Source organism: Streptomyces sp. SID486 (assembly GCF_009865385.1).
Lineage (GTDB): Bacteria > Actinomycetota > Actinomycetes > Streptomycetales > Streptomycetaceae > Streptomyces.
Genome location: NZ_WWJT01000809.1, coordinates 54189 through 80636, shown reverse-complemented (window position 1 = coordinate 80636; position 26448 = coordinate 54189). Strand labels below are relative to the sequence as shown.

Annotated in this window: 28 protein-coding genes and 1 riboswitch; of the genes, 13 read left to right on the top strand and 15 right to left on the bottom strand. The window is 69.7% G+C overall.

Annotation, left to right across the window (positions count from 1 at the left end; translation table 11 throughout):
* Positions 1-8: 8 nt before the first annotated feature.
* Positions 9-1088, bottom strand: a complete 1080-nt coding sequence (gene hisC, locus GT045_RS38525) for a histidinol-phosphate transaminase (protein ID WP_161289410.1) — start codon at positions 1086-1088, stop codon at positions 9-11.
* A 454-nt stretch (positions 1089-1542) separates the two neighbouring features.
* On the opposite strand from hisC, the gene GT045_RS38520 reads away from it, so the two are divergent.
* The 3 genes from GT045_RS38520 (at position 1543) to GT045_RS38510 (ending at position 5045) form a co-directional block, all read left to right on the top strand.
* Positions 1543-2655 (top strand): LacI family DNA-binding transcriptional regulator, encoded by a 1113-nt coding sequence (locus tag GT045_RS38520; protein WP_161289408.1) that lies wholly within the window; start codon positions 1543-1545, stop codon positions 2653-2655.
* 264 nt (positions 2656-2919) lie between these two features.
* Positions 2920-3999 (top strand): metallophosphoesterase, encoded by a 1080-nt coding sequence (locus GT045_RS38515; RefSeq protein ID WP_161337041.1) that lies wholly within the window; start codon positions 2920-2922, stop codon positions 3997-3999.
* Between the two features lie 182 nt (positions 4000-4181).
* Entirely contained in the window at positions 4182-5045 is an 864-nt protein-coding gene (locus GT045_RS38510) for a hypothetical protein (protein ID WP_161289404.1), read from the top strand.
* A 52-nt stretch (positions 5046-5097) separates the two neighbouring features.
* Here GT045_RS38510 and thiC read toward each other — a convergent pair whose 3' ends face one another.
* Entirely contained in the window at positions 5098-6882 is a 1785-nt protein-coding gene (gene thiC, locus GT045_RS38505; RefSeq protein ID WP_161337040.1) for a phosphomethylpyrimidine synthase ThiC, read from the bottom strand.
* Positions 6875-7052, bottom strand: a riboswitch (TPP riboswitch). It overlaps the preceding gene by 8 nt.
* A 71-nt stretch (positions 7053-7123) precedes the next feature.
* Between thiC and GT045_RS38500 the strand changes: the two genes are divergently transcribed.
* The gene (locus GT045_RS38500; protein ID WP_345942887.1) at positions 7124-8545 is read left to right on the top strand and encodes a YibE/F family protein; all 1422 of its coding nucleotides are present in this window, start codon (positions 7124-7126) and stop codon (positions 8543-8545) included.
* Positions 8546-8637: 92 nt separating this feature from the next.
* Here GT045_RS38500 and GT045_RS38495 read toward each other — a convergent pair whose 3' ends face one another.
* The 4 genes from GT045_RS38495 to GT045_RS38480 form a co-directional block, all read right to left on the bottom strand.
* Entirely contained in the window at positions 8638-9075 is a 438-nt protein-coding gene (locus GT045_RS38495) for an SsgA family sporulation/cell division regulator (RefSeq protein WP_161295221.1), read from the bottom strand.
* A gap of 98 nt (positions 9076-9173) precedes the next feature.
* Positions 9174-9908 (bottom strand): IclR family transcriptional regulator C-terminal domain-containing protein, encoded by a 735-nt coding sequence (locus tag GT045_RS38490; protein ID WP_345942889.1) that lies wholly within the window; start codon positions 9906-9908, stop codon positions 9174-9176.
* Positions 9909-10389: 481 nt separating this feature from the next.
* Positions 10390-10602: a DUF5326 family protein gene (locus tag GT045_RS38485; RefSeq protein ID WP_161295225.1), complete on the bottom strand. Its 213-nt coding sequence runs from the start codon at positions 10600-10602 to the stop codon at positions 10390-10392.
* Positions 10603-10736: 134 nt separating this feature from the next.
* Complete coding sequence (locus GT045_RS38480) at positions 10737-11054, bottom strand: cupin domain-containing protein (RefSeq protein WP_161337038.1); 318 nt, start codon at positions 11052-11054, stop codon at positions 10737-10739.
* A gap of 105 nt (positions 11055-11159) precedes the next feature.
* Here GT045_RS38480 and GT045_RS38475 point away from each other — a divergent pair, with 105 nt between their 5' ends.
* The 5 genes from GT045_RS38475 to GT045_RS38455 all read left to right on the top strand — a co-directional run bounded on the left by GT045_RS38475 (position 11160) and on the right by GT045_RS38455 (position 14952).
* Positions 11160-11537, top strand: coding sequence for a phage holin family protein (locus tag GT045_RS38475; protein ID WP_161295229.1), 378 nt, complete (start codon positions 11160-11162; stop codon positions 11535-11537).
* A 7-nt stretch (positions 11538-11544) separates the two neighbouring features.
* The gene (locus GT045_RS38470) at positions 11545-12036 is read left to right on the top strand and encodes a low molecular weight protein-tyrosine-phosphatase (protein WP_161337037.1); all 492 of its coding nucleotides are present in this window, start codon (positions 11545-11547) and stop codon (positions 12034-12036) included.
* The gene (locus tag GT045_RS38465; RefSeq protein WP_161337036.1) at positions 12033-13181 is read left to right on the top strand and encodes a cystathionine gamma-lyase; all 1149 of its coding nucleotides are present in this window, start codon (positions 12033-12035) and stop codon (positions 13179-13181) included. Before GT045_RS38470 ends, GT045_RS38465 begins: the two co-directional genes overlap by 4 nt.
* Before the next feature lie 228 nt (positions 13182-13409).
* Positions 13410-14315 (top strand): LysR family transcriptional regulator, encoded by a 906-nt coding sequence (locus tag GT045_RS38460; protein ID WP_161337035.1) that lies wholly within the window; start codon positions 13410-13412, stop codon positions 14313-14315.
* 154 nt (positions 14316-14469) lie between these two features.
* Positions 14470-14952, top strand: a complete 483-nt coding sequence (locus tag GT045_RS38455) for an NUDIX hydrolase (RefSeq protein ID WP_161337034.1) — start codon at positions 14470-14472, stop codon at positions 14950-14952.
* Between the two features lie 49 nt (positions 14953-15001).
* Here the strand turns inward: GT045_RS38455 and GT045_RS38450 are convergent, their stop codons facing one another.
* Positions 15002-15634 (bottom strand): HAD-IB family phosphatase, encoded by a 633-nt coding sequence (locus GT045_RS38450; RefSeq protein WP_161295239.1) that lies wholly within the window; start codon positions 15632-15634, stop codon positions 15002-15004.
* Between the two features lie 150 nt (positions 15635-15784).
* Between GT045_RS38450 and GT045_RS38445 the strand changes: the two genes are divergently transcribed.
* Positions 15785-16651, top strand: coding sequence for a GNAT family N-acetyltransferase (locus GT045_RS38445; RefSeq protein WP_161337033.1), 867 nt, complete (start codon positions 15785-15787; stop codon positions 16649-16651).
* Between the two features lie 72 nt (positions 16652-16723).
* Here the strand turns inward: GT045_RS38445 and GT045_RS38440 are convergent, their stop codons facing one another.
* Positions 16724-17143 carry a heme-binding protein gene (locus GT045_RS38440; protein WP_161295243.1) on the bottom strand — a complete coding sequence of 140 codons (420 nt, stop codon included), beginning with the start codon at positions 17141-17143 and terminating at the stop codon, positions 16724-16726.
* Positions 17144-17277: 134 nt separating this feature from the next.
* The gene (locus GT045_RS38435) at positions 17278-18486 is read right to left on the bottom strand and encodes an MFS transporter (protein ID WP_161337032.1); all 1209 of its coding nucleotides are present in this window, start codon (positions 18484-18486) and stop codon (positions 17278-17280) included.
* A 145-nt stretch (positions 18487-18631) separates the two neighbouring features.
* Here GT045_RS38435 and GT045_RS38430 point away from each other — a divergent pair, with 145 nt between their 5' ends.
* Entirely contained in the window at positions 18632-19090 is a 459-nt protein-coding gene (locus tag GT045_RS38430) for a MarR family transcriptional regulator (RefSeq protein WP_161295247.1), read from the top strand.
* 9 nt (positions 19091-19099) lie between these two features.
* Complete coding sequence (locus tag GT045_RS38425; RefSeq protein ID WP_161295249.1) at positions 19100-19552, top strand: GNAT family N-acetyltransferase; 453 nt, start codon at positions 19100-19102, stop codon at positions 19550-19552.
* Positions 19553-19732: 180 nt separating this feature from the next.
* Here the strand turns inward: GT045_RS38425 and GT045_RS38420 are convergent, their stop codons facing one another.
* Complete coding sequence (locus GT045_RS38420; protein ID WP_161337031.1) at positions 19733-21118, bottom strand: serine hydrolase domain-containing protein; 1386 nt, start codon at positions 21116-21118, stop codon at positions 19733-19735.
* Between the two features lie 72 nt (positions 21119-21190).
* The gene (gene dnaB, locus GT045_RS38415; protein WP_161295253.1) at positions 21191-22669 is read right to left on the bottom strand and encodes a replicative DNA helicase; all 1479 of its coding nucleotides are present in this window, start codon (positions 22667-22669) and stop codon (positions 21191-21193) included.
* A gap of 481 nt (positions 22670-23150) precedes the next feature.
* On the opposite strand from dnaB, the gene GT045_RS38410 reads away from it, so the two are divergent.
* Positions 23151-24488: an MATE family efflux transporter gene (locus tag GT045_RS38410; RefSeq protein WP_161337030.1), complete on the top strand. Its 1338-nt coding sequence runs from the start codon at positions 23151-23153 to the stop codon at positions 24486-24488.
* A 159-nt stretch (positions 24489-24647) separates the two neighbouring features.
* Here GT045_RS38410 and rplI read toward each other — a convergent pair whose 3' ends face one another.
* The 4 genes from rplI to rpsF form a co-directional block, all read right to left on the bottom strand.
* Positions 24648-25094 (bottom strand): 50S ribosomal protein L9, encoded by a 447-nt coding sequence (gene rplI, locus GT045_RS38405; protein WP_161295257.1) that lies wholly within the window; start codon positions 25092-25094, stop codon positions 24648-24650.
* 18 nt (positions 25095-25112) lie between these two features.
* Positions 25113-25349: a 30S ribosomal protein S18 gene (gene rpsR, locus GT045_RS38400; protein WP_003949403.1), complete on the bottom strand. Its 237-nt coding sequence runs from the start codon at positions 25347-25349 to the stop codon at positions 25113-25115.
* Between the two features lie 57 nt (positions 25350-25406).
* A complete protein-coding gene (locus tag GT045_RS38395; RefSeq protein ID WP_161295259.1) occupies positions 25407-25997 on the bottom strand; it encodes a single-stranded DNA-binding protein in 591 nt (196 codons plus the stop codon).
* Positions 25998-26075: 78 nt separating this feature from the next.
* A complete protein-coding gene (rpsF, locus tag GT045_RS38390; protein ID WP_161295261.1) occupies positions 26076-26366 on the bottom strand; it encodes a 30S ribosomal protein S6 in 291 nt (96 codons plus the stop codon).
* Between the last annotated feature and the right edge of the window lie 82 nt (positions 26367-26448).

The window sequence follows — 26448 nt, the reverse complement described above, 5'->3', positions numbered from 1 at the left end:
CGCCGGCCTCAGAGCTCCTTGCGGAACGCCTCCGCCGCCTTCAGAAAGATGTCGTTCGCCTCGGCCTCGCCGACCGTGACCCGCACACCCTCGCCCGGGAACGGCCGGACCACCACACCGTGCTCCTCGCAGGTCTGCGCGAACGCGACCGTGCGCTCCCCCAGCCGCAGCCACACGAAGTTGGCCTGCGTCTCGGGCACCGTCCAGCCCTGGGCCCGCAGCGCGTCGACCACGCGCTTGCGCTCGCACACCAGCGAGCCCACCCGGCCCAGCAGCTCGTCCTCGGCCCGCAGCGAGGCGACCGCCGCTTCCTGCGCGAGCTGGCTCACCCCGAACGGCACCGCCGTCTTGCGCAGCGCCGCGGCCACGGGCTCATGGGCGACCGCGAAACCGACACGCAGCCCGGCCAGCCCGTACGCCTTGGAGAAGGTCCGCAGGACACAGACGTTGGGCCGCTGCCGGTACAGCTCGATCCCGTCGGGCACCTCGGGGTCGCGGATGAACTCCCGGTAGGCCTCGTCCAGCACCACCAGCACATCGCCGGGCACCCGGTCGAGGAACCGCTCCAGCTCGGCCCGCCGCACCACCGTGCCGGTCGGGTTGTTGGGGTTGCAGACGAAGATCAGCCGCGTCCGGTCGGTGATCGCGTCCGCCATCGCGTCGAGGTCGTGCACCTCACCCGGTGTCAGCGGCACCTGCACCGACCGGGCGCCGCTGACCTGCGTGATGATCGGGTACGCCTCGAACGACCGCCAGGCGTAGATCACCTCGTCACCGGGTCCGCTGGTGGCCTGGATCAGCTGCTGGGCGACACCCACCGAGCCGGTCCCGGTGGCCAGATGGGAGAGCGGCACGCCGAAGCGCTCGGACAGCTCGTTCATCAGCCCGGTGCAGGCCATGTCCGGGTACCGGTTGAAGTCGCAGGCCGCCGCGGACACACTCTCCAGCACACCCGGCAGCGGCGGGTAAGGGTTCTCGTTGGAGGACAGCTTGTAGGCGACCGGTCCGCCGGCCGAGGCCGGCTTGCCCGGCTTGTAGGTGGGGATACTCTCCAGCTCGGCGCGCAGCTTGGGGCTCGTCTCGCTCACCGCAGTCCTCCTAGCGACCACCGGCGACCCGTCGACATCGCCGGCTTCCAATACTTCTCACCTTATGAGGATTCGGCGCCGCTGCGTACAGGTGCGCGACGACCCGGAACACGGGACCCGTCCCGGGGAGGAAGCGGATCCCACCTTCCCCACCGGCATCAGGGGCAACAGCGTACGAAGGCGTACGTTTCGGGGGGCGCGCCGTACATATATCTACGCGCCGGTGGCTTGCGCCGTGGCGCGCGTCCCTCATGAAGGTGAGTTGAGACCTCTTCGAGACATCGGGCACTTGGCAGGTCCATACGCGTCGACAAGACACGTCTTACTATTGGATCAGTCAACCTCCTTTCTTTCCAAAGGAGTTGGCGCTGTTTGACCATGCAGAAACGTGCCTGTCAACGGGTGCATATGCGTCCGCACTACCCCACCGCATGAGCCCTACTATCGGCTCGCCATGACAGCAGCAGGGAAGCACCAGGTGAGCCGCGCGGAAACCTCCCGTCGAGGCAGCCGGCCGGGCCGGGCGGGCATCAGGGACGTCGCCGCCGCCGCCGGAGTCTCCATCACGACCGTGTCCGACGCCCTCAACGGTAAGGGCCGGCTCCCGGATGCCACCCGGCGTCACGTCCGCGAGGTGGCGGACCGGCTCGGGTACCGCCCCTCGGCCGCTGCCCGCACCCTCCGTACCGGCAAGTCGGGCCTGATCGGCCTGACCGTGACGACGTACGGGGATGAACCTTTCACCTTCACGGAGTTCGCGTACTTCGCCGAGATGGCCAGAGCCGCCACGTCGGCCGCGCTCGCCCGCGGCTACGCCCTGGTCATCCTGCCCGCGACCTCCCGCCATGACGTCTGGTCCAACGTCGCCCTGGACGGCACGGTCGTCATCGACCCCTCCGACCAGGACCCGGTCGTCAGCGAACTCGTCCGGCAGGGACTGCCGGTCGTCTCCGACGGCCGCCCGGCCGGCGCCCTCCCCGTCACCGCCTGGGTGGACAACGACCACGAGGCCGCCGTGCTCGGCATCCTCGACCACCTCGCCGACGCCGGCGCCCGCCGGATCGGCCTGCTCACGGGCACCTCGACGGACACCTACACCCACCTGTCGACCACCGCCTACCTGCGCTGGTGCGACAGGGTCGGCCAGGATCCGGTCTACGAGGCGTACCCGGCCCACGACCCGTGTGCCGGCGCCGTGGCCGCCGACCGGCTGCTCGCCCGCCCCGACCGCCCCGACGCGGTCTACGGACTGTTCGACCCCAACGGCACCGACCTGCTCGCCGCGGCCCGCCGCTACGGCCTCCGCGTACCCGACGACCTGCTGCTGGTGTGCTGCAGCGAGTCCACCGTGTACGCCAGCACCGAACCGGCCGTCACGACGCTCTCGCTGAAGCCGCGCCGCATCGGCACCGCCGTCGTCCAGCTCCTCATCGACGCCATCGAGGGCGTCGAGTCGGACCAGCCGGTCGAGCAGGTGATACCGACCGAACTGATCGTGCGCACCTCCTCGCAGCGGCGGTCCCCGCGCACGACCGTCAGCCCGCCGCGTACACCGGACGAGAAGTAGCGCTCCGTGCCGTTCCGGCCGGTGCACGACCCGGCCGGAACGGCACGGAGCCGGCCGGGCGAGGGCCCGACCGGTCGGCAACCGGCCGCACACCTGCCCAAACGGGGCGAAAGCCGCGGTGAACTGGAGTCTTGTTCCGATTCACCACCCCTGGGTCATCACACGGCGCGACGCGCATTCCTATGATGGGCCCACGACACCGCGGACCGCTGCGACCAGGCAGTCCGAAGCGGTGCAGATGCGGCGCGATGGTGGAGGGGTCTGATGACTCAGGGGGCCGGTCAGGGACCCGAGACGGAGCGGACGGCGACGCTGCGCGACTTCCGGGTACCCGCGTACGTCCATGAGACCGGCCCGTACGTCAGCAGCGTCCACCCCGGCGACGCCGTCCCGGCCGTCGACGAGGCGTACCCCGAGGGGTACACGCCCACCCAGCGCGACCTGCCGGTCATCAACCGCGGCGACACCGTGCAGGTCCCCGTCGAGCCGGCTTCCGCCGCCGCTGCTCCGCAGCCCGTGGCGGGGCCCGGGCCGCTCTACGTCGTCGGTGACGTCCACGGCTATCTGGACGAGCTGGTGACCGCCCTGCGGGAGCAGGGCCTGATCGACGACGAGGGCCAGTGGTGCGCCGGCACCACGCGCCTGTGGTTCCTCGGCGACTTCACCGACCGCGGTCCGGACGGCATCGGCGTCATCGATCTGGTCATGCGGCTGTCCGCCGAGGCCGCGGCGGCGGGCGGCTACTGCAAGGCCCTCATGGGCAACCACGAACTGCTGCTGCTCGGCGCCAAACGGTTCGGCGACACCCCCGTCAACTCGGGCGCGGGCACCGCCACCTTCCAGGCGGCCTGGCTGCTCAACGGCGGCCAGAAGACCGACATGGACCGCCTCCAGGACCACCACCTGCAGTGGATGGCCCGGCTGGACGCCGTCGAGCTGGTCGACGGCTACCTGCTCGTCCACTCCGACACCACCGCCTACCTCGACTACGGCGACTCCATCGAGGCGGTCAACGACACCGTCCGCGAGGCTCTGACCCATAACGACGCCGACGAGGTCTGGGACCTCTTCCGCAAGTTCACCAAGCGCTTCTCCTTCCGCGACGAGGGGGGCGTCGAGGCCGTGCGTTCACTCCTCGATACGTACGGCGGCACCCGGGTCGTTCACGGGCACAGTCCCATTCCCTACCTGCTCGGCGAAGTCGGGTCCGAGGAGGGCGAAGAGGACGCCGGCCCGGTCGTGGAGGGTCCGCACGTCTACGCCGACGGGCTCGCCATCGCCATGGACGGCGGGGTGACCATGGCCGGAAAGCTCTTGGTCCGTCAACTGCCCCTGGATATCTGACCGGTTGCCGGGCAGACGTCCCTCCGACTGCGTACGCGCAGGCCGTGACGCGATTTCCGGCAATCCCCTGTCACCGCGCGCCGTCACGGCTCTACCATCGGCTTGTCCGTAGCAGGCTCCCCTCCGTTTCTGCCCGACGGCTCGCCGGCGTGCGAGCCCCAAGCCCTACGGAGCATCGGGGGATGCACATGAACAGCGTTCCGCAGCATCTGCAGAGCGAGGACCGCCAGGAATTCGAGCGGCTCCTCGATGAGGCGCTGCGCTCCGCACCGCACCGACCGGAACTGGCCGCTGTCGGACAGCGCCTGAACTCCGCGCAACTGCGCACCATGGCACTCAACGCCTCCGCCCTGATCACGGCGGCCGCCTCGGCCGAGTACGAGCGTTACCTCGGGATCCGTGACGAGCTGCGCCACCCGGTCCTCTCCGCACCTGCGGTCTCCGTCGACTCCGCCGCCGGCGAGTCCGGTCCGGCCGACACGGGACTCGTCACCACCCTCGGTGAGGCCGCCGAGAGCACCGGCGCCGGCGCCATCGCGGTCATCGCCGTCCTGGCTCCCGTCCTCTCCGGGACCGCGGCGGCGGTCTTCCTGCTGGTGGGCTACATCCTGAAGATGCTGGACCCCGGGCACACTCTCGCCCGGACCCTGCTGACCACCGGCTGGGTGTTCGGCGCCATGACCGCGGTGGCGATCCTCGTCGCGGCCGTCGGACTGCTGCTCACCGCCCTTCGCAACAGCGGCTCGGCGGACGCCCGGGCCCGGGACGCCGCGAACGAGGAACTGGCCAGAGCCAGGGAGGCCTGGCAGGACGCTCTGCTGGAGCGCGGCATCCTGCCCTTCCTCCGCGAGGCACTGGCCGAGCCCGGCCCGGCCACCGGCCACCGCACGGCCCCTCCCGCACCGCCCGGCCGCATGCCCCGCCTGGGCTACGACCGCCCCGGTTTCAGCAGCCCCGGCGACGGCACCGAGTCGGACCGGCCGAGTTTCAGCAGCCCTGACTACACGAGCCCGGACTTCGGCGGACCGGAGCACCGGCCCGAGTGATCCGGCCGCCGCCGGCCGGAGCGGAACCAGCGGCGGATCCACCTCATGCGGTTCAGTCGGCGATGGGCAGATACACCCGGTTGCCCGCGGCCGCGAACTCCTGCGACTTCCGCGCCATGCCGTCCTCGATCTCGGCCCGGTTGCCACCGTGCTCACGCCGGATGTCCTGCGAGATCTTCATACTGCAGAACTTCGGACCGCACATCGAGCAGAAGTGGGCCGTCTTGGCGGGCTCGGCCGGCAGGGTCTCGTCGTGGAACTCCCGTGCCGTGTCCGGGTCCAGTGCGAGGTTGAACTGGTCCTCCCACCGGAACTCGAAGCGGGCGTCGGAGAGCGCGTCGTCCCACTCCTGGGCACCGGGGTGCCCCTTGGCGAGGTCCGCCGCGTGAGCGGCGATCTTGTAGGTGATGACACCGGTCTTGACGTCGTCCCGGTTGGGCAGGCCGAGGTGCTCCTTGGGCGTGACGTAGCAGAGCATCGCCGTGCCCCACCAGGCGATCATCGCGGCACCGATGCCGGAGGTGATGTGGTCGTACGCCGGCGCGATGTCCGTGGTCAGCGGGCCGAGCGTATAGAACGGAGCTTCATCGCAGATCTCCTGCTGAAGGTCGATGTTCTCCTTGATCTTGTGCATCGGGACGTGCCCGGGGCCCTCGATCATCGTCTGTACGTGGAAACGCCTGGCGATCTGGTTGAGTTCCCCGAGCGTGCGCAGTTCCGCGAACTGCGCCTCGTCGTTGGCGTCGGCGATCGATCCCGGCCGCAGGCCGTCACCCAGCGAGTACGTGACGTCGTAGGTGGCGAGGATCTCGCACAGCTCTTCGAAGTTCTCGTACAGGAACGATTCCTTGTGGTGCGCCAGGCACCACGCCGCCATGATCGAGCCGCCTCGCGAGACGATGCCGGTCTTGCGGTTGGCGGTGAGCGGGACGTACGGCAGCCGCACGCCCGCGTGGACGGTCATGTAGTCCACACCCTGCTCGGCCTGCTCGATGACGGTGTCCTTGTAGATCTCCCAGGTCAGTTCCTCGGCCTTGCCGTCGACCTTCTCCAGGGCCTGGTAGAGCGGCACCGTGCCGATGGGGACGGGGGAGTTGCGCAGCACCCACTCGCGAGTGGTGTGGATGTTGCGTCCGGTGGACAGGTCCATGACCGTGTCGGCGCCCCAGCGGGTCGCCCAGGTCATCTTCTCGACCTCCTCCTCGATGGAGGAGGTGACCGCGGAGTTGCCGATGTTGGCGTTGACCTTCACCAGGAACCGCTTGCCGATGATCATCGGCTCGATCTCCGGGTGGTTGACGTTGGCCGGCAGCACGGCCCGGCCCGCCGCGATCTCCTCGCGGACCACCTCGGGCGAGACGTTCTCCCGAAGGGCCACGAACTCCATCTCCGGGGTGATCTCGCCTCGGCGTGCGTACGCGAGTTGCGTCACCGCTTGCCCGTCACGACCCCTGCGCGGCTGACGCGGGCGCCCGGGGAAGACCGCGTCCAGGTTCCGCAGCCCGCCGCGCGGCGAGGTGTGCTTGACCCCGTCGTCCTCGGGGCGGACCGGGCGACCCGCGTACTCCTCGGTGTCGCCACGGGTGATGATCCAGTTCTCCCGCAACGGCGACAGGCCCCTGCGGACGTCCGTGTCGGCGGACGGATCGGTGTACGGGCCGGAGGTGTCGTACAGGGTGACCGACTGCCCGTTGGTGAGGTGCACCTGACGGACCGGCACCCGCAGGTCGGGGCGCGAGCCCTCGACGTATGCCTTGTGCCAGCCGATGGACTTCCCGGCCTCCCCGGACTTCTCGTCCTGGGCGGAGGCAGGCGTGCGTGCGTCCTTGTTGGTCATGAGACCTACTCCCTACGCCGGCATTACCCGGTAACAGGTTCGGCGGTCGACGCAGCGGTTTCCGTCTGCCGACATTCCCTGTGGAACAGCGCTCGTTCCACGTGAAACATCGCGTCTACGGAGGTCAGCGCCCTCTCAGCCCGGTGCTCCGAGCTCCCGCGTGTGCAAAGGTGCCTCCACGCTAGCGTCATGTGTGGCGTGCTGAACAGTGGGCCCCCGGCGTTCTTGGGATGATCGGGCGGTGACCAGGATGGAGCAGTACCCCCACCAGCCGCCGGAGCCGCCCCGCCGAAGCGGCTCGGAACAGGGCACCGGACACGGCCACCGCGCCCACGACGGCGGTGGTGGCGACGGTCCCGGTCCCGGTCACTCGCACGGTCACAGCCACAGCCACGGCCCCGCCGCTCCTGTCTCCCAGCACCTGCGCAAGGTCATCGCCGCGATCCTGGTCCCCTTCACCGCGGCGGTCCTGGTCGGCCTCGTGGTGCTCTGGCCCGGACAGGCCCCCTCCCACAAGCGCACCGGGGTCGGCTTCGACCGGCAGACCCAGCAGGCCACGGTCGCCCGGGTCGTCGAGGTGAGCTGCAAGTCGGTGAACGCCTCGGGTGTGCCCCCGACCGGTGACGGCTCTGACGGCACCTCGGCTCAGCAACGGGCCCCCGGCGCCTGCAAGAAGGCGACCGTCCGGGTCGACACCGGCAAGGACAAGGGCCGCACGTTCACCGAGATCGTGCAGCCGGACCAGACGCGGCAACTGCACCAGGGCGAGAAGGTCGTGGTCGCCTACGAGCCGTCGGCGCCGACGGACCTGCAGTACTCGGTGACCGACGTGAACCGGAAGTTCCCCATGGCGCTCCTCGCGGGGATCTTCGCCGTGGCCGTCGTCGTGGTGGGCCGGCTGCGCGGCGTCATGGCGCTGGTCGCACTGGCCGTGAGTTTCCTGGTGCTGACGCTGTTCATCCTTCCCGCGATCCTGGAAGGGGCGAATCCGCTGCTGGTGGCCGTGGTCGGGGCGAGCGCCATCATGCTGATCGCCCTGTACATGTGCCATGGCCTTTCGGCCCGTACCTCGGTGGCGGTGCTCGGCACACTGATCTCCCTATCGCTGATCGGTGTGCTCGGCTCGCTGTTCATCGGCTGGGCCGCGCTGACCGGGAACACGGACGACAACACCGGCCTCATCCACGGCCTGTACCCGTCGATCGACATGAGCGGCCTGCTCCTGGCCGGGGTCATCATCGGTTCGCTCGGCGTCCTGGACGACGTGACGGTGACACAGACGTCGGCCGTGTGGGAGCTGCACGAGGCGAACCCGTCGATGGGCTGGCGCGGTCTGTACCGGGCGGGTATCCGTATCGGCCGCGACCACATCGCGTCCGTGGTCAACACCCTGGTGCTCGCCTACGCGGGTGCCGCACTGCCGCTGCTGCTGCTGTTCTCGATCGCGCAGAGCAGCGTCGGGACCGTGGCCAACAGCGAGCTGGTGGCCGAGGAGATCGTGCGCACGCTGGTGGGCTCCATCGGTCTGGTCGCATCGGTGCCGGTCACCACGGCGCTGGCCGCACTGGTCGTCTCGGCCGACCGCCCCGCTCCGCAGACGGCACCCGCCGGGGCCCGGACCGCGCCGGCGCGCGGCGGCCGGGGCCGGCGCCGGAAGCGGTGAGTACGGCACGGGCCGACGCCCCCCAGGAGAAGCGTTCCTGCACAGTTCTCGGGGGCATCAGGAGACCTCTGGGGGCCCCTGTCGGCGGAGCTTCAGCCGGCGCTCTGTTCCTCGGCCAGGATCCGGTCCAGGGCCTCGTCGAGGTGAGCGTCGAAATCGGCCAGCGCACCCTCCTGGCCGAGCGGCACGAGCTTGTCCGTGCGGTCGAGGAACGCCACGAGCGGTGGCGCCGACGAACGGAACAGCGCCCTGTCGGAGCCCACCTGAAGCCTGATCAGCACCTCGCCCAGCACCTCGGAATCGGCCGGGGCGATCCGCACGTCACCCTCCCCGCAGGGGCGGCCGACCCCGTCGATCAGCAGTTCACGGCCGAACGCCCAGGTCACCGGCGCATCTCCGGGGAGGTGGAAGGTGAGCCGCACGGCGTAGGGATCGCGGGTCTCGTAGCGCAACTCCACCGGAATGCGGAAGGAGAGCTCCTCCGACACGAGAAAGCTCATCATGACTTCTGCCTGTACGGACTCGCGCATCGCCTACCCCGTCATATGACGTCGACTGGCCGGGATTGATCCTCTGACCGTGGTCAAATCTTGCTTAAAGTGCACGACAGATCACAAGGAGTAAGTTTTCAGATACTGATAGAGAAGGCCAGGGAGCCCAGATTCCGCCCGATCTCGGCCTGCAGCCGGTGCGCGGCGGGCAGCAGGCGGTCGGCCTGGTGGACGGGGAGCGAGATGGCCACGGTGGCCACGGTGGTGCCCGCCGTGATCGGGACAGCCGCGCAGACGGTCCCCACCGCGTACTCCTGGCGCTCCACCACGGGCTCCATCCGCCGTGTCCGCGCCAGCCGGCGCAGCAGCGCGTCGTTGTCCCGCACCGTGTACGGCGTGACGGGCTGCACGGGGTACCGGGCGAGATGGTCGCGTCGGGCGTCCTCGTCCAGTTGGGAGAGCAGGCACTGACCGATCGCATGCGCGTGGCCGGTCTCGCGGAAGTCCGCCCACTCAGGGACCGCGGGTGTCTGTGGGGAGTCGGAGACGTGCACGACCTCGATCTCCCCCTCCCGGTACATCGCGTAGTACACCGGTACTCCGATGCGGTCGCGCCAGTGCGCCAGCGTCTCCGCCACCGTGCTGCGACGTTTCTGCCGCGCTCCACTGCGTCCCAGCCGTTCCGCCGCATCACCGAGGAAGAACAGCCCCTTCTCCCGGCGCAGATAGCCCTCGTGCACCAGGGTGCGCAGGAGGTGGTACGTCGTGGGCAGGGCGAGGCCGGTCTCACGGGCGAGCTGTTTGGCGGGGGCGCCGTAGGCGTGCGTGGCGACGGTCTCCAGCAGGCGCATGGCCCGCTGGACGGATCCGATGAGCGTGGCGGTGGACCTGTCCGCGGGGGTGGACGCGTCGGCCGCCCGGGGCTCCGGCCGGCCGGCGGGCGGCCGTGGAGCGGGGAGGTCCGGCCTTGGCGCGGGGAGATCCGGCCGTGGTGCGTGGAGATCCGCCGGAGGCGCGGGGAGGAGGAGGTCCGCTGTGGGGCCCTGCGGCTGGCCCGGGACGGCCAGGGAAGCCGGCCGCTGGGCGGGGGGAGCGCCGGAATGTGGTGCGGCGGGTGCGTCGGGGTCTGCCGGGGCGGTGTCGACCGTGGCCAAGGGTAGGTCACTCCCGAAGGGCGAGGGGGAGCCCGTGCGGGGGAAGAGCACGGATGGGGGCTGCGCCGTCCACGGCGCCGAAACCCGTGGGAGTTCCGGACTCTAATCGCCCGCCGGCGCTCTCAGACGCCCCAGGGGGAAACTTCCCTCCCCCGAGGGAACCGATCCTCCCGGCATCGAGCACCGGTTCCCTGCTGCCTCACCAGTCGCTGCGCGACGAGGAGTTCCCCATGAACTTGCGTACGACGTAGATCAGTCCGCCGACCAGGGCGACGAAGATCAGTGCCTTGAACAGCAGGCCGATCACGAAGCCGACCACGCTCGCTATCAGGCCGCCGAACACGACCAGGGCGATGACCGGCACCGCGACCCACTTAACCCACCACGGCAGCCCCGCGAAGATCTCCCGCATCGCCCTCGTCCTTTGTGTTGTCGTGCGTTGTCGGTGTTCTGCACTCGATGCTAGGGCCGTGAAGTGCCTGCGCGGGGGCCCGGCATCCCTTGTCCTCCCCTGACCTGTCCCCTAGGGAACCCTGGTGTCCGGCGTCACGCCTCGGGCGGAGAGAACACGACGAGCACCCTGAGGTCCTCGCTGATGTGGTGGAACTTGTGGGCGCTACCGGCGGGCACGTACACGACGCTGCCCCGCGCCACCTCGGTCGTCTCCAGGCCGACCGTGATGGAGGCCCGGCCGCTGACCACGAAGTACACCTCGTCCTGGTCGTGCGGCTTCTGCGGGTCGTGCTCGCCCGCGCTCAGGGCGTACAGGCCGACCGACATGTTCCGCTCACGCAGGAACTGCAGGTAAGCCCCCTCGTTGGCGGCGCGCTCCGCCTCCAGTTCGTCCAACCGGAATGCCTTCATCGCCGCCGCCGTCCTCGCCTCACCGTTCACCGTTCCCGTGCACGCCGTCCACCTGCTCGCCGCCCGTCCGGTCACTGTCCCGTCCGGTCTGCCACGATCAGACACATGAAGAATTTCGTAGTCAAGACGATCGCCAACGCGGGCGCCCTGGCCGTCGCCGTGTGGCTGCTCGACAAGATCACCCTCACCGGTGACAACACCGCCAAGAAGGCCGGCACGCTGATCGTCGTCGCCCTGATCTTCGGCTTGGTGAACTGGCTGGTCAAGCCGGTCGTGAAAGTGCTCACCTTCCCGCTGTTCATCCTCACCCTGGGCCTGATCACCCTGGTGGTGAACGCACTGATGCTGCTGCTGACCTCCTGGGTCTGCGGCAAGCTCGACCTGAGTTTCCACGTGGAGGGCTTCTGGACGGCCGTCCTCGGCGGTCTCATCGTCTCCGTCGTCTCCTGGGCGCTGCACGTCGTCCTGCCGGACGAGGACTGAGCACACCATGGCCTACCGCGTCTGCTTCGTGTGCACGGGCAACATCTGCCGCTCCCCGATGGCCCAGTCCGTCTTCCGCGCGCGTGTGGCGGAGGCCGGACTGGAGGACCGGGTGGTGGCCGACAGCGCCGGTACCGGCGGCTGGCACGAGGGCGAGCCGGCCGACCCGCGCACCGTCTCGGTCCTGGCGGAGCACGGCTACGACAGCGAGCACACCGCCCGCCGGTTCCAGCCGTCGTGGTTCGCCGGCCTCGACCTGGTGATAGCCCTCGACACCGGCCATCTCCGGGCCCTGCGACGGCTGGCACCCACCGAGGAGGACGCACGCAAGATCCGCCTGCTGTCGTCCTACGACCCCGCCGCAGGCGACGACCCCGACGTGCCGGACCCCTACTACGGGGGCCGCGAGGGCTTCGAGGAGTGCCTTGAGAGGGTGGAGGCGGCGAGCACCGGCCTGCTCGCCGCCGTACGGGAAGAACTGGAAGGACGGGCCGCATGAGCGATGGCACGAAGGACGCAGACCGCCCCGGCGACGGTACCCGCGCGGTACGGGCGGGCCTGCCCGAACCGGTCAAGCACGAGCCGACCCTGCCCGGACCGGTCTTCGCGGCCCACTTCCACCTGCCCGGCGAGGTGACGGGGCCGTACCTGTACGGCCGTGACGACAACCCGACCTGGACGCTGCTGGAGCGGGCCGTCGGCGAACTGGAGGCCCCCGGCCGCGAGGACGCCGAGACCCTGGTGTTCGCCTCAGGCATGGCCGCGATCTCCTCCGTGCTGTTCTCCCAGCTGCGCGCCGGGGACGCCGTGGTACTGCCCTCGGACGGTTACCAGGTGCTGCCGATGGTCGGCGCCCAGCTGGAGGCTTACGGCATCGAGGTGCGCACCGCCCCGACCGGCGGCGACGCCCAGCTGGAGCTGCTGGACGGGGCACGGCTGCTGTGGATCGAGTCCCCGTCCAACCCCGGCCTCGACGTGTGCGACATCCGGCGGCTGACGGAGGCCGCGCACGCGCGGGGCGCCCTGGTGGCCGTCGACAACACCCTCGCCACCCCGCTCGGGCAGCGTCCGCTGGAGCTGGGCGCCGACTTCTCCGTGGCCAGCGGCACCAAGCAGCTCACCGGGCACGGCGACGTGCTGCTGGGCTATGTGACCGGCCGGGACGCCGAGGCGATGGCCGCCGTACGCCGCTGGCGCAAGATCGTCGGCGCGATCTCCGGCCCCATGGAGGCATGGCTGGCGCACCGCTCCATCGCCACGCTCCAACTGCGCGTCGACCGGCAGAACGCCACCGCCCTCGCCGTCGCGGAGGCGCTGCGGCAACGGCCCGAGATCTCCGGCCTGCGCTATCCGGGCCTGCCCGACGATCCCTCGCACAAGATCGCGGCGCAGCAGATGCACCGCTACGGCTGTGTCGTCTCCTTCACCCTGCCCAGCCGCGCGCGTGCCGAGCGTTTCCTCGCGGCGCTGCGTCTGGTGGAGGACGCGACGAGCTTCGGCGGAGTACGGTCCACGGCCGAACGCCGCCGGCGCTGGGGTGGGGACGACGTCCCGGAGGGCTTCATCCGCATGTCTGTCGGTGCGGAGGACCACGACGACCTGGTGGCCGACGTCCTGCGCGCTCTGGACGAGTCCGCCGGATAGGCGCTTTCCGTACTTCCCGGCGATGCCACGAGGACGGTCCGAGCCTCCCCCCTCGTGGCTCGGACCGTCTGCGGCTTCCGCAGGGGAAACACCGCGTGAACAAGGCTAGTTGACTCTGCGTCAGTGTCCAATCACCGTAACGACAGCGGCCTATCGACATATTTATAGTTGGTGCCTGCCTGGAGGCCGGAGGAGGGCGCGGAGGGCAGGGACAGGGGAGGACGTGCCATGGATCTGGCCTTGCTGCGGACCTTCGTCGCCGTGCACAGGGCCGGCTCCTTCACCCGTGCCGCCGCCCTTCTCGGCCTTTCCCAGCCGGCTGTCACCTCGCAGATCCGGATCCTGGAGCGCCAGCTGGGCAGACCCCTGTTCCTCCGTCAGGCTCGCGGGGTGACCCCGACGACGATCGGTGACGAACTCGCGCACAGAGCGGCACCGCATCTGGACGCCCTGGCGGGGATAGCGGAGAGCGGTCTGGGCGAGGAGCCCTCGTGGCGGACGCTGCATCTGGCCGGCCCTCCCGAGTTCACCGCCGAGCGGGCGCTGCCCGCCCTCCTGGAACTGACCGGGGAAGACGGTCCGGGCTTCGCGCTGCGCGCCGTCTTCGGGACGGCCGAGGAGGTGCTGGACGGACTGGCCTGCGGACACCACGACCTGGCCATCAGCACGGCGCGGCCCCGCGGCCCCCTGCTCACCGCCACTCCGCTCTGCGACGAGGAACATGCGCTGGTCGCGGCCCCGCGCTGGGCGGATCGGATCGGCCCGGACGCGGTGCGGCTGAAGGGGGCACAGGCCCTGGAGGATCTGCCTGTCGTCGAGGTCCACGAATCGCTGCCCTTCGTCTCCCGCTACTGGGCCTCCGTCTTCGACTGCCGTGCGACCGCCACGGGCTCGGTGATCGTTCCGGATCTACGGGCTGTGCTCGCCTGTGCGGTCGCCGGGGCGGGACTGGCGGTCCTGCCCCGATATCTGTGTGCCTCGGCCCTGGAGCAGGGCACGGTCGTCGCCCTGGCCGACCCGGCGGTGCCGCCGTTGCGGACGTACTTCCTGGTGGTGCGCACCGGCACCCTCGCCATGCCTCATGTCGCCCGGGCTCACGAGTGGCTCCAGAGATCCGCCACGGTCTGGTGCTGACGCCGTTCGAGCGGGATGCACGTGTCTGTGACCACGCCGTTCGAGGGGGATGCGCGTGCCGTGGGCACGCCGTTCGAGGGGGATGCACGTGCTGTGGCCACGCCGTCGCCCTTCGCGATGTTTCACGTGGAACCAGCCGGGCCACATTTCTCCCATGACCGTCCGACCCGTGGTCAAGCGCACCGCCCGTGCCGTTCTCCTGGACGGTGACGACCTGATCCTGATCAAGCGCACCAAGCCCGGCGTCGATCCCTACTGGATCACGCCCGGTGGCGGGGTCGAGCCAGGCGACTCGACCGTCGTCGACGCCCTGCACCGGGAGGTGCACGAGGAACTCGGCGCGAAGATCGCCGATGTGGTGCCGTGTTTCGTGGACACGGTGGAACACATCGGCGAGGACGGCGGTGCGACCGGCGTGAAGGTGCAGCACTTCTTCGTCTGCCGGCTGGAGTCCATGGACCCGGCCCAGCGCCACGGCCCGGAAGTGGACGAGCCGGCCGGTGAGTACGAGATCGTCCGCATCCCTTTCACCCGTGTCGGCATCGCCTCCGTCCACCTCGTCCCCTTGTCCCTGCGCCACTACCTGGACGGAAACATCGAGGGAGTGCGCGCCATGCACGCCCCTGATCTCGGATGAGCCGGTTCGATCGGCCGTGGGCGCGGGGTGGCGGTGCCGTCGGTGTCGGCTACCGTGCGGGGCCGACCAACGCATAGGCATCCCACAGGTCCTGCCCTGTGTAGGAATGAGTCGCGAGGCCGGTCAGGTGGGCATCGGCGTTGACCGCCACGGAAACCGGTACGGCAGCGAACAGATCCCTGTCCGACGAGGAGTCGCCGTAGGCCACGCAGTCCGCTCGAGCCACGCCGAACTCCTCGCAGAGCCGCTGTGCAATGGTCACCTTGGCCGCGGCGTTGAGCGCTCCGGACGGGTCGACGGGCTGGGTGAACGGCACGGCCGGGAAGAGGGAGCCATGGGCAGCGTGGGCACCCCAGCCCAGGAGGCGTTCCACGAAGAAGGAGGGCGAGAGAGACACCACCGCGCAGTAGTCGCCCGCGCTTCTGATCTCCGCCCAGACCTCACGGATCCGGGCCAGCCAGGGCGCCGCCTCGAACGCGGCCCGCACATGTGCCTCGGTCAGATCGGCCCACAGGTCGTACACCTGCGCCGCGTACTCCGACGGGCTGATGCGCCCCTCCGCGATCGCCTGGTCCAACGCCACCGTCTCGGCCTCCAGGCCCAGCTGGCGGGAAATCTCCACCGGTGCCGTGGTCCCGTGCAGCAAGGTGCCGTCAAGATCGAAGAGATGAAGTCTGGCCATGACGGGGAAGGCTAGTCGGCCGCCGTTGTTTCACGTGAAACAGGGCCGGTATCCGCGACCTGTACGCATGGCCACGAGATGGCCAAAAGGACGTACGTCCGTCTCGAAACGGGTGGACGGCAAGGGGGCCGGTCGGACAGCCTGACCTGCGTGCCAACTCCTTCCCTCGCCACTCTGCCCATCCGTCGTCTGACGCTTCGCGATCTGAGCGCCTGCGCCGACCTGTCCGAAGACCGGGGGTGGCCACGCGAAGAGCACAAGTGGGGCTTCCTCCTCACAGCCGGGAAGGGATTCGGCATCGACGACCCCGGCGGCGGCCTCGTCGCCGCGTGCGTGGTCACCGAGTACGGCGGATGGGGGCGGCCGGATCTCGGCGCCGTCGGCATGGTGCTGGTCGCCGGGCGCCATGCCCGCCTCGGGGTCGGACGCCGTCTGATGCGGCACGTCGTGTCGAGCATGGGGACCACTCCGCTCACGCTGCACGCCACCCCTCATGGCCGCCCCCTCTATGAGGAGCTCGGCTTCAAGGCCGTGGGCCGGGTGGAGATGCTCATGGGCCGCTTCAGTCCCGGTGGTCCGGACACCGGGATCGTCACGCGCGCCGCCACCGCGGAAGACCTCCCCACGATCCTGCGCCTCGACGAAGAGGTGTTCGGTACCGATCGCACGCCTCTCATCACCCGGCTGCCCGCTTTCGCCGATCAGTTGCGGGTGGCCGAGGAGGACGGCCGGCTCATCGGCTACACGGCCGCATGGCCCAACATGGACACGCATGTCGTCGGCCCGCTGATCGCCCGGGACACGGAGACCGCCAAGGCCCTCATCGCCTCGCTGGCGGCCCGTACGGAGCGGCCCCTGCGTACCGACATCGACGTACGGCACGAGGAGCTGCTGGCCTGGGCCAAGGAGCGGGGACTGAACTCGGTGGCCTTCAACGCGGTGATGACCTACGGCATCCCGGAGCTTCCGGGAGACTGGACCCGTCGGTTCGCGCCCCTGACGGTCGCCGCCGGCTGAGCTTCCTACGACGCACGTCGGCCCCGCCGCTCGAAGCGGCGGGGCCGACGCCCGTTCAGTCCGGCCGCGGGCTCAGGCGAGTGCCTTCACGGCCGCGGTGGCGAAGCCATGGTCCTGCTCCGGCGCGCCGCCGCCGACACCGATCGCGCCGATGAGCCGGCCGTCCCGGTGGACGGGGACACCGCCCGCGATGAACAGCAGGGGCCGGTCGAGGGCGGTGGGCAGCGTGTGGAAGAGACCGCCGGGCTGGACGGCGTCGACGAGGTCGGCCGTGGGCGTGTTCAGCTGGAGCGCCGTGTAGGCCTTGCGGGTGCTGGTCTCGCCGGAGATCAGCACGGCCCGGTCGTCCCGGCGGAAGGCGAGCAGGTGACCGCCGGCGTCGAGGACGGTGACGCTGACGGTGACTCCGGCCTCCTCGGCTGCCCGGCGGGCCGTCGCGACGAGCAGTTCGGCGTCCTCGGTGGTGATCGGGGTGACGGCGGTGGTGCTCATGGAGGTGTCTCCTCGGTGGTGCTGTAGGGGTGCTTGCCGTGCCGGAGCAGACCCCCGGCACGGACGTCTGGGGTGGGTGAGGGCGTCCGCGGGGCGGCCGGCCCAGGGATGGACGGGCCCGCGGGGCGGCCGGCTCAGTGGTGGACGGGCGTCCGCTGCCCGGCCGGCGCCCCGGAGGCGGCCGCGGTCTTCTGCGTCCGGTCGCGACGCTCCAGTGCGGCGGAGAGGACGGCGAGGACCAGGGCGGCGGCGGCGAGGGCGGCACCGACCCAGTTGGGCGCCGTGTAGCCGAAACCGGCCGCGATCACCATGCCGCCGAGCCAGGCGGACAGCGCGTTGCCCAGGTTGAAGGCACCGATGTTGACGGCGGAGGCGAGCGTCGGGGCGCCATGGGCCTGGTCCAGGACGCGCTTCTGCAGGGGCGGCACGGTGGCGAAGCCCAAGGCACCGATCAGCATGATCGTCACGGCAGCGGCGATCTTGTTGTGGGCGGTGAGGGTGAAGAGCGCCAGAACGACGGCCAGGGCACCCAGCGAGACGTACAGCATGGGCATCAGGGCACGGTCGGCGAACTTGCCGCCGACGAGGTTGCCACCGACCATGCCGAGGCCGAACAGGACCAGCAGCCAGGTGACCGAGCCGTCGGCGAAACCGGCGATGTGGGTCATCATCGGCGCGATGTAGGTGATGGCTGCGAACACGCCGCCGAAGCCGAGGACGGTCATCGCCATGGCCAGCAGGACCTGGGCGTTCTTGAAGGCTGCCAGCTCGTGCCGCAGGTGTACGCCTTCCGGACGCGGCAGGTCGGGAACGAGCTTGGCGATGCCGGCGAGACCGACCACGCCGAGCCCGGCGACGATGGCGAAGGTGACGCGCCACCCGACGCTCTGTCCGATGAGCGTGCCCAGCGGGACGCCGACGACGTTGGCGACGGTCAGACCGGTGAACATCATGGCGATGGCGCCGGCCTTCTTGTCCGGTGCGACCAGTTCGGCCGCGACGACCGAGCCGATGCCGAAGAAGGCGCCGTGGGCGAGCGAGGCGATCACCCGTCCGATCAGCATGATCCCGAATGCGGGGGCCACGGCGGAGAGCAGGTTTCCGGCGATGAACAGGCCCATCAGCAGCATCAGCATCCGCTTGCGCGGGACCTTGGTGCCGAGAACGGTCATCAGCGGGGCACCGATGACCACGCCGAGCGCGTAGCCCGTCACGAGCAGGCCGGCCGTGGGGATGGAGACCCCGAAGTCACCCGCGACCTCGGGCAGCAAACCCATGATCACGAACTCGGTGGTTCCGATTCCGAAGGCCCCGATCGCGAGGGCCAGAAGCGCGAGAGGCATGAGGGGGTACACCTTCCCAAACGATTGCAGGAGCGCTTTGCGTTCGTTCACAATAGTTGCAGACGCGGGCTACTTGCAAGCGACGACTATTGCGGGGGTGCTCTACGCTTGTCGTGCAGCTGCTCCGGGACGGAGGACAACGCCAATGACAGCGACGGACCCTGCGCTCACCGCCCTAGCCCAGGGCTGGTGCGCCCTTTCTGCGCTGCACGGCCGGATCGAGGCGCACATCGAGCGCGCCCTGCAGGCCGAGCACGACCTGAGCGTGCGCGAGTACTCCTTGCTCGACGTGCTCAGCAGGCAGCACGCCGGCGAGGGCGGACATCTGCAGATGAAGCAGGTGGCCGACGCCGTGGTGCTCAGCCAGAGCGCCACCACGCGTCTGGTGACCCGACTGGAGGACCGCGGGCTGCTGGAGCGCTACCTGTGCCCCACCGACCGGCGCGGCATCTACACCGACGTCACCGCGGCCGGCCTGCGTCTGCTGGAGGAGGCGCGGCCCACCAACGACGCCGCACTCCGCGAGGCCCTGGACGGTGCCGCCAAGAACCCCGAACTGGCCCCACTGGTCCGGGTGGTGGAGTCGCTGAGCGTCCCCACATAGGGTGCCCGTATGGGAGATATCGACATACGCGCCGCGACCACCGACGACCTTCCGGCGATCGTGGCGATGCTCGCCGACGATCCGCTCGGTGCCCAGCGCGAGTCACCCGACGATCTGACTCCGTACCGGACCGCACTGGAACGTCTCGCGGACGACCCGAACCAGCATGTCGTCGTCGCCGTGCGGGAGGGCCGGGTGATCGGGACGCTGCAACTCACGATCATTCCCGGGCTCTCGCACAAGGGAGCCACGCGCGCACTCATCGAGGCCGTGCGTATCCACGCGGACGAGCGGGGCAGCGGACTGGGCGGCCGGCTGATCGAGTGGGCGATCGACACCTCCCGCCGGCTCGGCTGTCGGATGGTGCAGCTCACCTCCGACAAGGCACGCGTCGATGCCCACCGTTTCTACGAGCGGCTGGGCTTCACGGCCTCGCACGAGGGCTTCAAGCAGCACCTCTGACGTGACCTGACGACGTCATCCCCCGCCTGTGACCGGGGCCCGGAGAGGCGGGGGAGATCCCCGCTACGACGGCGCGGAGAGGGCCGCGCCGGGGCCTCTGCCGGGCGGCCGGAACGCTGAAGCCGCAAGGGGCGGGCGCAGGGTGTTTCACGTGAAACTCGCCCCTTGGGCGGCTCAGGGCTAGCCGATCCCCCGCCATCCCTCGGGGTCCACGCCACCGGGAACCGGAGCACCAGGGTCGTACGGCTGCCGGGTGAACACGAACGAGCCCAGGTCGAGATGGCTCACGGCCCCGTCCGGACGTCGTACCGGGCGCAGCACCTCGCCGGCGTAGTAACCCTCCAGGCCGGTCCAGGTGCCCTCCCCGTCCGCACGGAAGCGGGCCCTGCGGCCACCGCCGTTCAGCGGTGCCAGCGTGAGAAGGCCGTCGGCCCCCGCACGCAGACCGAAGGCATAGGTGCCCCAGTACCACTGCCCCACGAGTTCCAGAACCCCCGGATCGACTTCACGCAGAGGCCGCCACGGCTCGGGGATACGCGGCTCCGCCTCGGCGACGATCCGGACGAGGTCCGCTCCGACGGCACCCAGCAGCGGTCCGCTGGTGCAGTTGGCGAGCACCACCGCGGCCACGTCGTCCTCCACACTGATGGTGAGGTTCGCCAGAAAGCCCGGCAGTGAACCGGAGTGCCCGACGAGCAGCCGGCCGTCACGGCGCTGGAGCTGCATGCCCAGGCCGTAGGTGACCCCGTCCACCACGTCCGCGGCTTCGGCCGGCGCAGCCGGAGTGCGCATCTCCTGCACCGAACGCGCGCTCAGGACCCGGTCGTCTCCCCGGGCCAGGAACACGGCGAACCGCGCCAGGTCCCCCGTGGTCGACCAGAGCTGGCCCGCCGCCGCCATCAGGCCCAGGTCCTCCATCGGCTCGGGCAGCATCGCATCGGCCCACGGGTGCACGGCCCAGCCACTCGCGTGCGGGGGCTGAGGCATCGTGCTCGTCCGCCGCAGACCGAGAGGTACCAGGATCTCCTCACGCAGCACCTCCTCCCACGGAGCGCCGCGCAGTTCCTCCACGAGGGCACCGAGCACGGTGTAGCCGGGGTTCGAGTAATGATGCCGTCGGCCGACGGGATGCATGAGCGGCTGCTCCCCCAGGACATCGCTCAGCTCGGGCCGCAGCGAACCGGGCGTCCGCTCCCACCAGGGGGCGGGTGATTCGGCCGCCAGCCCGGCCGTGTGAGCGAGCAGGTCGGCGATCGTCGCCTCTCCCGCGCCGGTACCCGGCAGATGCTTCTCCAGCGGATCGGCGAGGTCGAGCAGGCCCTCGTCGCGCAGCCGCATCACCAGGACCGCGGTGAAGGTCTTGGTGATGGACCCGATCCGGTACTGCACGGTCTCATCCGGTCCGTGCCCGTCCACCGAGGTCCGCGCCCCGTGCCACACGGCCTGCCCGTCCCGCACCACGGCGGCGACCAGCGACGGCGCCCGCCCTTCTGCCTGCGCCACGGCGATCCGGTGCAGAAGGGCACGCCGGGTGCCCGGGAGCAGCTGTCCCTGAGTTGTCGTCATGGGCACAGTCCACCCGCTGCGACGACGGGCGTCGAATCCATTTGCCGTGGCCGCGTGGGCCTGCCGGGCGGATCAGGTCTGGGCCATGTCCACGAAACGGGAGTAGTGGCCCTGGAAGGCGACCGTGATCGTGGCGGTGGGACCGTTTCGGTGCTTGGCGACGATCAGGTCGGCCTCGCCCGCGCGCGGTGACTCCTTCTCGTAGGCGTCCTCGCGGTGCAACAGGATGACCATGTCGGCGTCCTGCTCGATGGAGCCGGACTCACGCAGGTCGGAGACCATCGGCTTCTTGTCGGTGCGCTGCTCGGGACCACGGTTCAGCTGGGAGAGCGCGATGACCGGGATCTCCAGCTCCTTCGCGAGCAGCTTGAGGTTACGGGACATGTCCGAGACCTCCTGCTGCCGGCTCTCGGCGCGCTTGGAACCACCGTTCTGCATCAGCTGGAGGTAGTCGATGACGACCAGCTTCAGGTCGTTGCGCTGCTTCAGGCGCCGGCATTTGGCCCTGATCTCCATCATCGACAGGTTCGGTGAGTCGTCGATGTACAGCGGCGCGGCCGACACGTCCGGCATACGGCGGGCGAGCCGCGTCCAGTCCTCGTCGGTCATCGTGCCGGACCGCATGTGGTGGAGGGCGACGCGTGCCTCGGCGGACAGCAGACGCATCGCGATCTCGTTGCGGCCCATCTCGAGCGAGAAGATCACGCTCGGGAGGTTGTTCTTGATCGAGGCGGCCCGCGCGAAGTCCAGTGCGAGGGTGGACTTACCCATGGCGGGGCGCGCCGCGATGACGATCATCTGCCCGGGGTGGAGGCCGTTCGTCAGCGAGTCGAAGTCGGTGAAGCCGGTGGGCACGCCCGTCATCTCGCCACTGCGGGAGCCGATCGCCTCGATCTCGTCGAGGGCGCCTTCCATGATGTCGCCGAGCGGGAGGTAGTCCTCGCTGGTGCGCTGCTCGGTGACGGCGTAGATCTCGGCCTGGGCACGGTTGACGATCTCGTCCACGTCTCCGTCGGCCGCGTATCCCATCTGCGTGATACGTGTGCCGGCCTCGACCAGGCGGCGCAGGACGGCCCGTTCGTGGACGATCTCCGCGTAGTACTCGGCGTTGGCCGCCGTCGGCACGGTCTGGACGAGGGTGTGCAGATACGCGGCGCCGCCGACCTTGTTGATCTCACCGCGTTTGGTGAGTTCGGCAGCGATCGTGATGGGGTCGGCCGGCTCGCCCTTGGCGTAGACGTCCAGGATGGCCTGGTAGATCGTCTCGTGCGCGGGCTTGTAGAAGTCGTGGCCCTTGAGGATCTCGACGACGTCGGCGATGGCGTCCTTGGACAGCAGCATGCCGCCCAGCACGGACTGCTCGGCGTCCAGGTCCTGAGGCGGCACCCGCTCGAAGGAGGAGCCTCCGCCGTCCCAGCTGTCGCTGTCCCGGCCCCGGTCGTGCTGTTCGTCACGGCCCCGGCCGCCGTCACCGCGCCGACGGGAAGCCGGCAGACGATCACTGGGCCCGCTGTCGGCCCACGGATCGTCCAAGGGCTCGGAAATGCTCACCGAGCCACCTCCTCCCGTCCGCACGGCGGACCTCGCCGTGGCCTCTTTTGTACGGCACGACACTGACAAATAAGAGGCCCAACTCCGGTTCTGACGCGTCGGATTTATGACGGTTCCCGGGCCGGACGAAGGACACGCACCGGGCCGGGAGAAGGAGCGGGCGCCGGACAACGGTAGGCCCGTCGGCACCGTCAGCCAATCTGGTTATCCACAGGCCATGTGGACGACCGCCCCGATGCTGTGGAGAACTCGGCGAAACCTGTGCACGACCCGGTGGACAGCCCTGTGAACAAGCCCTCGCTCTCACTGCGACCGATCCCTTGACCTGCACGTTTCCGATCCACCGGCTGTGCAGAAGAAAAACTTTCCCAGTCGGGCCAAGATCGCTTCGAACGGTACCCGAAAGGACACGACCCAAGACGAGAAGTAAGGATCAATCAGCGGTTGCATCGCTTACCTGTGGACGATTAGATTGATGCTCATGACACAGGCACCCGAGATACCCGAGGCCACCCGCCGACGGCACGACCGAGAGATCGTTGCGCTGGCCGTCCCGGCCTTCGGTGCGCTGGTCGCCGAGCCTCTCTTCGTCATGGCCGACAGTGCGATCGTCGGCCATCTCGGCACAGCCCAGCTCGCCGGCCTCGGTGTCGCGTCGGCCCTCCTCACCACCGCCGTGAGCGTCTTCGTCTTCCTCGCCTATGCCACCACGGCCGCCGTGGCCCGCCGCGTCGGCGCCGGCGACCTTCGAGCGGCGATCCGCCAGGGTATGGACGGGATCTGGCTGGCGCTCCTGCTCGGCATCGCGGTCATCGCCGCCTTCCTCCCGCTCGCCCCCGCCATCGTGGACCTCTTCGGCGCCTCCACGACCGCGGCCCCCTACGCCACCACCTATCTGCGCATCTCAGCCCTGGGCATCCCGGCCATGCTCATCGTCCTGGCCGCGACCGGGGTGCTGCGCGGCCTGCAGGACACCAGGACCCCGCTCTTCGTCGCCGTCGGCGGTTTCGTCGCCAACGCGGGACTCAACGCGGGGCTCGTCTACGGCGCCGGACTCGGGATCGCCGGTTCGGCCTGGGGAACGGTCATCGCGCAGTGGGGCATGGCCGCCGTCTACCTCGTGGTGGTCGTGGGCGGGGCTCGTCGGCACGGCGCTTCGCTCCGGCCGGACGCCGCCGGTATCCGGGCCTCTGCCCAGGCCGGCGTTCCCCTCCTGGTCCGCACCCTGTCCCTGCGGGCCATTCTCATGATCGCGACGGCGGTCGCGGCACGTCTGGGTGACGCCGACATCGCCGCGCACCAGATCATCCTGTCCCTGTGGAGCCTGCTGGCCTTCGCGCTCGACGCGATCGCGATCGCAGGACAGGCCATCATCGGGCGCTACCTCGGCGCCGGCGATGTCCGCGGAGCACGGGATGCCTGCCGCCGGATGATCCAGTGGGGCATCGCGTCCGGTGTCGTGCTGGGCCTCCTCGTGGTGGTCGCACGACCACTCTTCCTGCCCCTCTTCACCGGCGACTCCACGGTCAAGGACACCGCACTGCCGGCCTTGCTGCTGGTGGCGCTCGCCCAACCCGTCTGCGGCATCGTGTATGTCCTGGACGGGGTCCTGATGGGCGCGGGCGACGGCCCGTACCTGGCCGGGGCCATGGTCGTCACCCTGGCGGTGTTCACCCCGGCGGCCCTGCTCGTCCCCGCGTTGGGAGGTGGCCTGACAGCGCTCTGGGCGGCGATGACGCTGATGATGGCGGTACGCATGCTGACGCTGTGGCTGCGCAGTCGCTCGGGCCGCTGGATCGTGACGGGCGCTACCCGCTGACCGCGCACTGCGCCTCACCGGCCGTGCGCACCCGCTCTTCCACCGGCCGTTTCACGTGAAACAGGCCGCACCGAACCATCCGGTCATGTGAAAGGGGCCGCACCCGTGAGGGTGCGGCCCCTTTCACCGGCTCAAGCGAGCACGGCGATCACGCGGCGATCAGCCCGCGACGACCTCGATGTTGACCTTGGCGGCAACCTCGGGGTGCAGACGCACGGACGTCTCGTGGGCGCCCAGGGTCTTGATCGGAGCGGCCAGCTCGATGCGGCGCTTGTCGACCTCGGGGCCACCGGAGGCCTTGATCGCGGAAGCGATGTCGGCCGGGGTCACGGAACCGAAGAGACGACCGGCGTCGCCGGAGCGAACGGCCAGACGGACCTTCACGCCCTCGAGCTGGGCCTTCACGACGTTGGCCTGCTCGATGGTCTGGATCTCGTGGATCTTGCGAGCACGACGGATCTGCTCGACGTCCTTCTCGCCACCCTTGGTCCAGCGGATAGCGAACTTCCGCGGGATCAGGTAGTTGCGAGCGTAACCGTCCTTGACGTCGACGACGTCGCCCGCGGCACCGAGGCCGGAGACCTCGTGGGTGAGGATGATCTTCATGTGTCGGTCACCCTTCCCTTATCGCGCGGTGGAGGTGTAGGGCAGCAGCGCCATCTCACGGCTGTTCTTGACGGCCGTGGCGACGTCACGCTGGTGCTGCGTGCAGTTGCCGGTCACGCGGCGGGCACGGATCTTGCCGCGGTCGGAAATGAACTTCCGCAGCATGTTCGTGTCCTTGTAGTCCACGTACGTGACCTTGTCCTTGCAGAAAGCGCAGACCTTCTTCTTAGGCTTGCGCACAGGCGGCTTCGCCATGGTGTTTCTCCTGTGTGATCAAGAAGTTGGGGTACGGCCCACCTTCGGCCCGAGGACCTAGAAGGGGGGCTCGTCCGAGTAGCCGCCGCCGCTGCTGCCGCCGGAGCCTCCGCCCCAGCCGCCGCCACCGCCCTGGTTGCCACCGGCGGGAGCACCGCCGGTCGCCCACGGGTCGTCGGCGGGAGCGCCGCCGCCCTGCTGACCGCCGCCGGGGCCACCGCCCCAGCCGCCGCCACCCTGGCCGCCACCGCCGCCGTAACCACCCTGGCCACCACGGCCGCCACCGGCGGTCTTGGTGACCTTCGCCGTGGCGTTGCGCAGGCTGGGGCCGACTTCGTCGACGTCCAGCTCGTAGACCGTGCGCTTGACGCCCTCACGGTCCTCGTAGGACCGCTGCTTCAGCCGGCCCTGCACGATGACGCGCATGCCTCGCTGGAGCGACTCGGCGACGTTCTCCGCCGCCTGACGCCAGACCGAGCAGGTCAGGAACAGGCTCTCGCCGTCCTTCCACTCGTTCGTCTGGCGGTCGAAGGTGCGGGGAGTGGACGCGACGCGGAACTTCGCGACCGCCGCACCGGACGGGGTGAAGCGCAGCTCGGGGTCGTCGACAAGATTGCCGATGACCGTGATGACGGTCTCGCCTGCCATGGGGGAACCTCTCGGCGGGTTTGCTGCTGGCTGCTTGGTGCTGCTACTCGGATCCCGAGATCAGCTGAGCGGAAGAGCTCAGTGGGTCTCGGGGCGGAGGACCTTGGTCCGGAGGACCGACTCGTTCAGGTTCATCTGGCGGTCGAGCTCCTTGACGACCGCAGGCTCGGCCTGCAGGTCGATGACCGAGTAGATGCCCTCGGGCTTCTTCTTGATCTCGTAGGCGAGACGACGACGGCCCCAGGTGTCGACCTTCTCAACCTTGCCGCCGCCGTCACGGACGACGGTCATGAAGTTCTCGATCAGCGGGGAGACAGCGCGCTCCTCGAGATCGGGGTCGAGGATGACCATCACTTCGTAGTGACGCATGTGGAACCCACCTCCTTTGGACTCAGCGGCCACGGTCGTTCCGTGGCAGGAGGGTCGTGATGCGTACGCAACGGTATCGGCC

Coding starts and splice junctions, on each gene's coding strand:
- GT045_RS38465 (WP_161337036.1), top strand. CDS start 12,033: ATGAGCGATGGCACGAAGGACGCAGACCGCCCCGGCGACGGTACCCGC.
- GT045_RS38410 (WP_161337030.1), top strand. CDS start 23,151: ATGACACAGGCACCCGAGATACCCGAGGCCACCCGCCGACGGCACGAC.
- GT045_RS38495 (WP_161295221.1), bottom strand. CDS start 9,075: ATGCGCGAGTCCGTACAGGCAGAAGTCATGATGAGCTTTCTCGTGTCG.
- GT045_RS38395 (WP_161295259.1), bottom strand. CDS start 25,997: ATGGCAGGCGAGACCGTCATCACGGTCATCGGCAATCTTGTCGACGAC.
- rpsR (WP_003949403.1), bottom strand. CDS start 25,349: ATGGCGAAGCCGCCTGTGCGCAAGCCTAAGAAGAAGGTCTGCGCTTTC.
- GT045_RS38485 (WP_161295225.1), bottom strand. CDS start 10,602: ATGCGGGAGATCTTCGCGGGGCTGCCGTGGTGGGTTAAGTGGGTCGCG.
- rplI (WP_161295257.1), bottom strand. CDS start 25,094: ATGAAGATCATCCTCACCCACGAGGTCTCCGGCCTCGGTGCCGCGGGC.
- rpsF (WP_161295261.1), bottom strand. CDS start 26,366: ATGCGTCACTACGAAGTGATGGTCATCCTCGACCCCGATCTCGAGGAG.
- GT045_RS38475 (WP_161295229.1), top strand. CDS start 11,160: ATGAAGAATTTCGTAGTCAAGACGATCGCCAACGCGGGCGCCCTGGCC.
- GT045_RS38450 (WP_161295239.1), bottom strand. CDS start 15,634: ATGGCCAGACTTCATCTCTTCGATCTTGACGGCACCTTGCTGCACGGG.
- GT045_RS38470 (WP_161337037.1), top strand. CDS start 11,545: ATGGCCTACCGCGTCTGCTTCGTGTGCACGGGCAACATCTGCCGCTCC.
- GT045_RS38430 (WP_161295247.1), top strand. CDS start 18,632: ATGACAGCGACGGACCCTGCGCTCACCGCCCTAGCCCAGGGCTGGTGC.
- GT045_RS38460 (WP_161337035.1), top strand. CDS start 13,410: ATGGATCTGGCCTTGCTGCGGACCTTCGTCGCCGTGCACAGGGCCGGC.
- GT045_RS38510 (WP_161289404.1), top strand. CDS start 4,182: ATGCACATGAACAGCGTTCCGCAGCATCTGCAGAGCGAGGACCGCCAG.
- GT045_RS38440 (WP_161295243.1), bottom strand. CDS start 17,143: ATGAGCACCACCGCCGTCACCCCGATCACCACCGAGGACGCCGAACTG.
- GT045_RS38425 (WP_161295249.1), top strand. CDS start 19,100: ATGGGAGATATCGACATACGCGCCGCGACCACCGACGACCTTCCGGCG.
- GT045_RS38420 (WP_161337031.1), bottom strand. CDS start 21,118: ATGACGACAACTCAGGGACAGCTGCTCCCGGGCACCCGGCGTGCCCTT.
- GT045_RS38520 (WP_161289408.1), top strand. CDS start 1,543: ATGACAGCAGCAGGGAAGCACCAGGTGAGCCGCGCGGAAACCTCCCGT.
- thiC (WP_161337040.1), bottom strand. CDS start 6,882: ATGACCAACAAGGACGCACGCACGCCTGCCTCCGCCCAGGACGAGAAG.
- GT045_RS38515 (WP_161337041.1), top strand. CDS start 2,920: ATGACTCAGGGGGCCGGTCAGGGACCCGAGACGGAGCGGACGGCGACG.
- GT045_RS38455 (WP_161337034.1), top strand. CDS start 14,470: ATGACCGTCCGACCCGTGGTCAAGCGCACCGCCCGTGCCGTTCTCCTG.
- GT045_RS38480 (WP_161337038.1), bottom strand. CDS start 11,054: ATGAAGGCATTCCGGTTGGACGAACTGGAGGCGGAGCGCGCCGCCAAC.
- GT045_RS38435 (WP_161337032.1), bottom strand. CDS start 18,486: ATGCCTCTCGCGCTTCTGGCCCTCGCGATCGGGGCCTTCGGAATCGGA.